The 8,492-nt window shown below is 37.6% G+C and carries 8 protein-coding genes; all 8 read left to right on the top strand.

Going from position 1 to position 8,492, the window contains the following annotated elements; genetic code table 11:
• Positions 1-129 precede the first annotated feature (129 nt).
• The 8 genes from VLB74_RS09330 (at position 130) to VLB74_RS09295 (ending at position 8,487) form a co-directional block, all read left to right on the top strand.
• Positions 130-1,281, top strand: coding sequence for a hypothetical protein (locus tag VLB74_RS09330; RefSeq protein WP_325203184.1), 1,152 nt, complete (start codon positions 130-132; stop codon positions 1,279-1,281).
• Positions 1,281-2,372, top strand: coding sequence for a hypothetical protein (locus VLB74_RS09325; RefSeq protein WP_325203183.1), 1,092 nt, complete (start codon positions 1,281-1,283; stop codon positions 2,370-2,372). The genes VLB74_RS09330 and VLB74_RS09325 overlap by 1 nt, the downstream gene beginning before the upstream one ends.
• Positions 2,369-3,517 carry a glycosyltransferase family 4 protein gene (locus VLB74_RS09320; protein WP_325203182.1) on the top strand — a complete coding sequence of 383 codons (1,149 nt, stop codon included), beginning with the start codon at positions 2,369-2,371 and terminating at the stop codon, positions 3,515-3,517. The genes VLB74_RS09325 and VLB74_RS09320 overlap by 4 nt, the downstream gene beginning before the upstream one ends.
• A complete protein-coding gene (locus VLB74_RS09315; RefSeq protein ID WP_325203181.1) occupies positions 3,510-4,112 on the top strand; it encodes a sugar transferase in 603 nt (200 codons plus the stop codon). Before VLB74_RS09320 ends, VLB74_RS09315 begins: the two co-directional genes overlap by 8 nt.
• A 1-nt stretch (position 4,113) precedes the next feature.
• Positions 4,114-4,719, top strand: coding sequence for an acetyltransferase (locus VLB74_RS09310; RefSeq protein ID WP_325203180.1), 606 nt, complete (start codon positions 4,114-4,116; stop codon positions 4,717-4,719).
• Position 4,720: 1 nt separating this feature from the next.
• Positions 4,721-5,284: a sugar transferase gene (locus VLB74_RS09305; protein ID WP_325203179.1), complete on the top strand. Its 564-nt coding sequence runs from the start codon at positions 4,721-4,723 to the stop codon at positions 5,282-5,284.
• A gap of 86 nt (positions 5,285-5,370) precedes the next feature.
• Positions 5,371-6,519 (top strand): DegT/DnrJ/EryC1/StrS family aminotransferase, encoded by a 1,149-nt coding sequence (locus tag VLB74_RS09300; RefSeq protein ID WP_325203178.1) that lies wholly within the window; start codon positions 5,371-5,373, stop codon positions 6,517-6,519.
• A 6-nt stretch (positions 6,520-6,525) separates the two neighbouring features.
• Positions 6,526-8,487, top strand: a complete 1,962-nt coding sequence (locus VLB74_RS09295; protein WP_349255118.1) for a polysaccharide biosynthesis protein — start codon at positions 6,526-6,528, stop codon at positions 8,485-8,487.
• The last annotated feature ends 5 nt before the right edge of the window (positions 8,488-8,492 follow it).

Genomic DNA, 8,492 nt, shown 5'->3' with positions numbered 1-8,492 from the left:
TTTTATAAACAGCTAAAAAAACAATTGACTGTTGATTTTTATTTTGGATTATATTTTTAATTTATTACTGAGAATAGAAATGCTTAAGATGGCATCGGTTGTTGATAACACGGTAAAAAGAATATAGATTTGGATTTTTTTGTTCTCATAGTAATTGTTGTTCTGGGCTTGGCTTTTATTTCTTCTTTTCGAAATGAGCTAAGTCCGCAGGATTTGAGCCAACTGAAAAAATTACTTTTCTACCATTTTATTTTCGGAGCGTATTTTTGTTTTTTTATTCAGGGAGATGCCAACGGTTACTGGAGCACTTCAAAACTGTTAACTCTGGAGGAATTCGAAACTTATTTTTCCGAGGAAAAAGGGACTTATTTCTTGTTTGCTCTTAATTATTACCCTTCCAATGTACTCGGATTGTCTTATTTTACAGGGACAATGTTATATTCTTTGATTGGATTTATAGGTCTTGCTTATTTTTATGTAACGGCAGTTAAACTGATTCCGTATAATTCGAAATATAAAAATTACACGCTTTTTCCACTTCTTTTCTTTATGCCCAACCTGCATTTTTGGAGTTGTGCGGTCGGGAAAGACACTCTGTTGTTTTTCTGTATCGGTATTTTCGTTTATGGTATTATGGATATTTTTAAACGACTGCCTTTTTTGGCATTATCTTTAGGATTGTCCTATTTTATCCGTCCGCACATTACACTTTTTTTGCTGGTAAGTTTCGGGCTTGCCTATGTGATGAGTTCCAAAGTTTCCAAAGGACAGCGTTTGATTTTTTCGATTGCCCTTATTGGGATTGGGGTTGTAATTTTGCCTTCCGTAATGCAATTTGCTAAAATTGAAGAAGCTACCGTGGAAAGTTTTGATAACTTTTCAAATGCTAAAGCAGATGTGTTGAGTAGGGGTAATGTTGGGTCTAGGATTGATATTTCGTCCTATCCGTTCCCATTAAAAGTTTTTACTTTTTTATTCCGCCCACTTTTTTTCGATATTAATGGAATTCCCGCAGTATTGGCTTCTTTTGAAAATCTCTTTTTGCTGCTCATCACAGTAAATATATTTAGGAATAATCCCCTAAAAACGTTCAAGGCGGCTCCTTTTGTGATTAAAGGGCTGGTTATCTTCCTGATAATCGGTACTTTGGCCTTTTCACAGTCGTTGGGAAATTTAGGGATTATGATCCGAATGCGGAATATGTTCCTGCCGGGATTGTTGTTGTTTATTCTATGGGCATTCTCGTATAGGAAAGAACTCGAAATGAATAAGAAACGCTAATGGATTGGAAACCATATAAAGAGCGTGTTTTTTTTGCCTTTCTGCTGGGCTACCATCTTTTTTTTACCTTTCTGACTTGGGATTATTACAGTAAAAAAGGAGGGGATGCTGCTTTTTATTGGTTTCAGTTGAATTCATCGGCATCAAAAACAATTTCTGAATACCGGTTTTATGGCTCTGATTTTGTTTTATTGCTGAACTACCCATTGGCAAAAGTGATGGGACTTGACATACAATTGGGATTCGTACTTTACAGCTTCATAGGTTTTTTTGGCATAGTCCAGTTTTACAGATTGTGTAAACTTTTTATGGAGCAAAAATTTCAGTATAAAGGGATTGCTGTTTATCTGGTATTGCTGTTGTTGCCCAATTTGCATTTCTGGACGGCAATGTTAGGTAAAGAAGCTTTGTGTTTTCTTTTTATAGCTACAATTTTGCTGGAATTGGCCAAGGAACGATACCGGTCAATTCTTATGCTGATATCTGTTGTGTTTCTGATTCTGATCCGGCCTCATATAGCTTTATTGCTATTGGTTAGCATTTTTGCCATTTATCTTTTCTTCGGAAAAGGGAGTGCCAAAATGAAACTGATGTTTTCGGGAATTGCCCTGATGTTGTTTTCAGTTTTGTTTTATATGTTTTTGCAGTTATCAGAAATTAAACGGTTTGATTTTTCCAGGATCCAACGTTATAATGAATTCTCGTTGCTTTCATTCAAGAAATCGGGTACCTATGTGCCTATGATAGAGTATTCCTATCCCTACAAGATCTTTACCTTCTATTTTCGGCCATTCGTAAATGAAATTCCCGGTTTGTACGGAACTGTCCTTGGATTGGAAAATATGGTGTTGTTATTGCTTCATATAGTCGCTTTGGTTTTGGTTCTTCAGCATTGGAAAAAGATTGTTTTTCCGTTTATTTTTAAAATAATTCTTTTATTTGCGTTGCTTTCAGGACTTCTCATAGTGCAGCGTTATTCCGGGTTCGGTATTTTTGCAAGAACAAAAATCATGTTCCAGCCTTTTGTGGCGTTAGTGCTGCTTTGGATAATTGCCGAAGTGAGAAATAGAACGATTGCCCAAGTCAAATGAAAAAGCTCATTCGTATAACTACCATTCCTCTTTCTCTTGAAAAATTGCTTGAGAACCAGTTGCGATTCATGAATGATCATTATGAAGTGATTGCTGTTTCTTCAGAAAAGGAACGGTTGGAGAAATTTGGTAAAAATCAGGGTGTTAAAACTTTTGAAGTCGGTTTAACCCGAAAGATAACTCCTCTTCAGGATTTGAAGGCATTATGGCAGCTTTTTCGGTTTTTTAAAAAGGAACAGCCTTTCATAGTTCATTCGCATACGCCGAAAGCCGGAACCATTGGGATGTTGGCTGCTAAATTGGCCGGAGTACCTAATCGTTTGCATACCGTAGCCGGTTTACCACTTTTAGAAACCCACGGAAACAAAAGAAGGTTGTTGAGCTTGGTGGAGAAAATGACCTATGGTGCAGCTACAAAAGTATTTCCCAACTCCAACGGATTAAAAGAAATTATCCTTGCCGAGAAATTTTGTAAACCTGAAAAGTTAAAGGTGATTGGCCAAGGGAGTTCCAACGGGATTGATGCCGATTATTTTTCAGTCCATTCCGTTTCGGAAATCCAAAAAACCGAAATCAAATTGGAATTAGGTATAAGCGAAGACAATTTTGTGTTTATCTTCGTCGGAAGAATTGTTGCCGACAAAGGAATTAACGAATTGATAAAAGCTTTTTCCAAATTGCAGAACAGGAATTGCAAACTTCTGCTGGTAGGCCCTTTTGAAAAAGAACTCGATCCTTTACTGCCGGATACGGAGAATGAGATTGAAAACAATCCTAATATCATTACTGTCGGATATCAGAACGATGTACGGCCTTATTTTGCAATCAGCAATTGTCTCGTTTTTCCGAGTTATAGAGAAGGTTTTCCTAACGTTGTAATGCAGGCGGGAGCCATGGGGCTTCCTTCGATTGTGAGTGATATCAACGGATGCAACGAAATAATCAGCAATGGGGAAAACGGAATCATTATTCCTCCAAAATCATCCGCAGAAATTTTTGATGGTCTGACTCAATTAATGGACAATACGGATTTATATTCTCGCCTTAAGGAAAATGCCCGCGAGATGATTGTGCAACGCTATCAGCAGCAAGTGATTTGGAATGCTATTTTAGAGGAGTATAAAAGTTTGGAAAGAAATGTATAAAACTTTTTTTAAGCGTTTTTTTGATGTTTTATTTTCTTTGACGGGCTTACTGTTGTTGAGTCCGGTCTTTCTGTTGGTTACCGTGTGCTTGTTTTTTGCTAACAATGGGAAGCCGTTTTTTTTTCAGCATCGTCCGGGTAAAAATGAAGTGGTTTTTAAAATCATAAAGTTTAAAACGATGAATGACCGAAAAGATAAAGACGGGAATCTTCTTCCCGATGAGCAGCGTCTTACGTCGGTAGGGCATTTTGTCCGTAAAACATCCATCGACGAAATCCCCCAGCTGATTAATGTACTGTCCGGCACTATGAGTCTTATCGGGCCGAGACCGTTACTGCCGGAGTATCTGCCGTTGTATGATGATTTTCAGAGGAAAAGACACGCCGTTCGTCCCGGAATTACGGGCTGGGCACAGGTAAATGGGAGGAATGCCATTAGTTGGGGACAGAAATTTGAATATGATGTTTGGTATGTAACCAATTTAAGTTTTATATTGGATGCCAAAATTATTTTAATGACGGTGATGAAAGTGTTTGTGCGTGAGGGAATTAGTGCAGATGGAGTCGCTACAATGGAAAGGTTTAAAGGGAATTAAGATGTATTTATACGGCGCCAGCGGGCATAGTAAAGTTATTATCGACATATTAAAAGCAAATGATGTGGAGATTAGGGCAGTCTTTGACGATGCGCCTTCCGTTGCATTAATTTGCGATATTCCGGTTGTCATTCCTTCGGAAGAAGATTTTAAAACACAAGATTCCTTAATAATCTCAATAGGTAATAATCTTGTACGCAAGAAAATTGCCGAACGATTGAAAGCAAACTTCTCGAATGCCATCCATCCAACAGCATTTGTTTCCACACAAGCAGAAATTGGTCCTGGTACCGTTATCATGCCTAATGCGGTTGTGAATACGTTTTCAGTTATCGGAAAGCATTGCATAGTAAATTCCGGTGCTGTCATTGAACATGACTGTGTGATTGGGGATTATGTTCATGTATCTCCTAATGCGGCTTTGGCTGGAGGTGTTGTTTTGGAGGAAGGATGTCACGTCGGGATTGGAGCCGTAGTCATTCAGGGTATAAAAATAGGGAAATGGGCAACAATAGGGGCAGGGGCTGTTATTGTTAATGATGTTCCGGATTATGCTGTGGTTGTTGGTAATCCTGGTAAAATAATAAAACACAATAGTCCGGTTTGATATGTTAAAACGCCTTTTTGATATTGTTTTTTCAATCACAGCGCTTATTTTAGTAGGCTGGCTTATTGTTTTGAGTTGGATTCTGACTTCTGTAGATACCGGTAAAAATGGTTTTTTTCTGCAAAAACGGGTAGGACAGCATGGGGAGCTCTTTACGATTATCAAGCTTCGCACAATTAGAAAAGACAAAGACGGAAGGAGCTCAATATCCAAGCTAGGTGCTTTTTTGAGGAATTCCAAAATTGATGAACTTCCGCAGTTTATCAATGTTTTGTTAGGGCATATGAGTGTGGTAGGGCCACGTCCGGATTTACAAGGATATTATGATTGTCTTGAAGGGGAAGAAAGAAAGGTGTTGGAATTGCGTCCGGGGCTTACAAGCGAAGCTTCATTAAAATATTATAACGAAGAAGAACTTTTGGCATTTCAGGATAATCCCCTGGAATATAATGATAAAGTTATTTTTCCTGATAAAGTAAGTTTGAATTTGCAGTATTATTATGAGCGTACTTTTTTGGGAGACATGAAAATCATAACCAAAACGCTGTTTTATAAATTGGTTTAATTTTAAAATTATGTTAATGCAACTTATCAAAGTTTCATTACATTTGTGTTGAAGTTTGCCCCCAAAACTCCGCTTAACTTGTTGGCATGAATAAGGAAAAAATTTGGCTTTCATCTCCTCATATGGGAGGGAATGAGCAATCATATATACAACAGGCTTTTGATGCCAACTGGATAGCTCCGTTAGGACCTAATGTAATAGGTTTTGAATCGGATCTTGAACGCTATCTGAAAAATGAAGAAGCTGTTTTTGTCGGGGCATTGAGTTCAGGGACAGCAGCAATTCATTTAGCACTAATTCTTTTAGGTATTTCACAAGGCGATGAGGTAATCTGCCAAAGCATGACTTTTTCCGCATCAGCCAATCCAATATTATATCAGGGCGCTTTACCGGTTTTTATAGACAGTGAAGAGGATACCTGGAACATGTGTCCGGATTCGTTGGAAGAAGCAATAATAGACCGGATAGCTAAAGGCAATACACCTAAAGCGATAATAGCCGTTCACTTATACGGAATGCCTTTTAAAGCGGATGAAATTGCGGCAATAGCCAAAAAATACCAGATTCCGCTTATTGAAGACAGTGCGGAAGCACTTGGAAGTTCTTTTAAAGGACAAAAATGCGGTACTTTAGGAGATATAGGCATTTTATCGTTCAATGGGAATAAAATTATTACCACTTCAGGAGGAGGAGCCATTGTAGTTAATTCAAAAGGACTTAAGGATCGTGCCGTGTTTTTCGCAACACAGTCAAGAGATAACGCTCCTCACTATCAGCATAGCGAAGTCGGATACAATTACAGAATGAGTAACATTTGTGCCGGTATCGGAAGAGGGCAGATGGAAGTCCTGGATAAGCATGTTTCATTACGCAGAAAAGCTAATGCGTTTTATTCCGATTATTTTTCTGCAATTGACGGTGTAGACGTTCTTAAAGAACCTGCTTCCGAATGGTTTTCCAATCATTGGTTAACAGGTATTGTGATCGATGCGGAAAAAACCGGAAAAACTGCCGAAGAATTGCGTTTGGCTTTTGAAAAAGAAAATATAGAAAGTCGTCCATTATGGAAACCAATGCATTTGCAGCCGATTTTCGAAAAATATCCATATTACGGAACGGATGTTTCTGCTAATTTATTTAAAAACGGATTGTGCCTTCCGTCAGGATCCAATTTGACAAACGATGATTTTGTAAGATTGGAAAATGTTTTAAATGTTTTTTTTGAGAAAAATTAATTGGCAGTGGAAAGTACCATAGTTGAAATAAAAAAGGTTTTTGGACTGGTTCTGAAAAAGACCAGTTTTAGCTTTAATGTAAAGAATTTGAGCTACCTTCCAAGGTGGATAATTCTTTCCATAGATATTTTTATGGTACTATTGTCCGGTTTTTTAGGCCACATGTTGTTAAAAGGAATTGGTTTTGATTTTCTTGTGAACAAGAACGTGTGGGCCATTTCATTCTTGTATTTAAACGTTACCGTTTTTTTCTTTTGGGTATTTAGGACTTATTCCGGAATCATACGTCATTCAACTTTTATTGATGCCGTAAAATTATTCATGGCACAGTCGTCTACTTTTTTACTTTTTCTTTTGCTCAATACTTTTTGGGATATTTTTAAAGGAGGGAAACTGTTTTTGAATACACGCCTTTTAATATCTGTTTTACTCTCGTTCCTGTTTTTACTGTTGTATCGTATCATAGTGAAGATAGTTTTTGAAAATTATATAAATGAGGGCAAGAACAATAAAATATCCAAAGTACTTATTTATGGCACGGATGCAAACGCCATTGCTGTAGCCAATGCGCTTCAGATGGAAAGTCCTGCCCGATTTAAGGTTGTTGGTTTTATAGATAAAGCAAATAAAAATACATCCAAACGTATTTTGGATTTGTCTATTATTGAATTGAATAAGCCTATTCCGGTTCTTTTGCGTTATAACAGGGCAGAGGGACTTATCATTGCTGACGATAAATTAACAAATGAAGAGAGGTTTGATATCATCGACAGCTGTCTTGAGTACAACCAAAAGGTATTCTCTATCCCGAAAATCACCGATTTTGAAGACAAGGAAAGTATCTTAAGAAAGATTAAAAATGTTCAGATTTCCGATTTGTTGGAGCGTCAGCCTATTCAGTTGGACAGCAAGACTATTTCAGGACAGATAAAAGGCAAAACCGTCTTAATTACCGGAGCAGCTGGATCTATCGGAAGCGAAATAGTGTGGCAAATCCATGCTTTTCAACCTAATAAAATTATTTTGGTTGATCAGGCAGAAACACCTTTACATCATTTAAGTATTGAAATTGATAAATTAAAATCTGATGTTTTAGTTAGTTCCATAATAGCAGATATTAGGGATTACAAGGTTCTTGAATCAGTTTTTAAAACGCATAGTCCTCATTTAGTTTACCATACTGCCGCTTATAAGCATGTTCCTTTAATGGAGGAGAATCCTGCCCAGGCAATTTACACAAACGTGCAGGGAACCAAGAACCTTGCTGATTTGTCTATTAAATATGGTGTTGATCGCTTTGTCATGGTTTCTACGGATAAAGCTGTAAATCCAAGTAATGTAATGGGGGCGAGTAAACGTATTGCCGAGAAATATGTGCAGTCGTTATTCCTGTCTTTGAACCGTTCAGAGGGGAATACCACTAAATTTATCACTACCCGTTTTGGAAATGTGCTGGGTTCCAATGGCTCTGTGGTACCACTGTTTTCGCAGCAAATTGCCAGTGGGGGACCAATCACCATAACACATCCTGAAATAATCAGGTATTTCATGACGATTCCGGAAGCCTGTCAGTTGGTCTTAGAGGCTGGCGCGATGGGCAAAGGAGGCGAGATTTTTATTTTCGACATGGGTAAACCGGTCAAGATAATTGATTTGGCTGCCAAAATGATTCGCCTGGCGGGGCTTCGTCCTGAAAAAGATATCAAAATCCAAATTATAGGATTGCGTCCCGGAGAAAAATTATATGAGGAGTTGTTAAACGATTCAAGCAAAACATTACCTACACATCATGAAAAAATAATGATTGTGAAAGAAATAACGGATGAATTCGAAGCCCTGAACAATGATATCAAGATACTTTTGGCTATTACGGCTGATTTTGTATCTCACGACATTGTAATGAAAATGAAAGAAATTGTTCCTGAATTCCTGAGTATGAATTCATCTTATGAGAAATTAGATAATTAGTTAAG

This window comes from Flavobacterium sp., from assembly GCF_035456225.1.
In the GTDB taxonomy this organism is placed as follows: Bacteria; Bacteroidota; Bacteroidia; order Flavobacteriales; family Flavobacteriaceae; genus Flavobacterium.
The sequence above is the reverse complement of the archived record's forward strand: the minus strand, read 5'-3'. Positions and strand labels throughout refer to the sequence as shown.

Bases quoted from the DNA above. Each gene is read 5' to 3' on its own strand.
- VLB74_RS09325 (WP_325203183.1), top strand. From the start codon at position 1,281: ATGGATTGGAAACCATATAAAGAGCGTGTTTTTTTTGCCTTTCTGCTG.
- VLB74_RS09310 (WP_325203180.1), top strand. From the start codon at position 4,114: ATGTATTTATACGGCGCCAGCGGGCATAGTAAAGTTATTATCGACATA.
- VLB74_RS09320 (WP_325203182.1), top strand. From the start codon at position 2,369: ATGAAAAAGCTCATTCGTATAACTACCATTCCTCTTTCTCTTGAAAAA.
- VLB74_RS09300 (WP_325203178.1), top strand. From the start codon at position 5,371: ATGAATAAGGAAAAAATTTGGCTTTCATCTCCTCATATGGGAGGGAAT.
- VLB74_RS09305 (WP_325203179.1), top strand. From the start codon at position 4,721: ATGTTAAAACGCCTTTTTGATATTGTTTTTTCAATCACAGCGCTTATT.
- VLB74_RS09315 (WP_325203181.1), top strand. From the start codon at position 3,510: ATGTATAAAACTTTTTTTAAGCGTTTTTTTGATGTTTTATTTTCTTTG.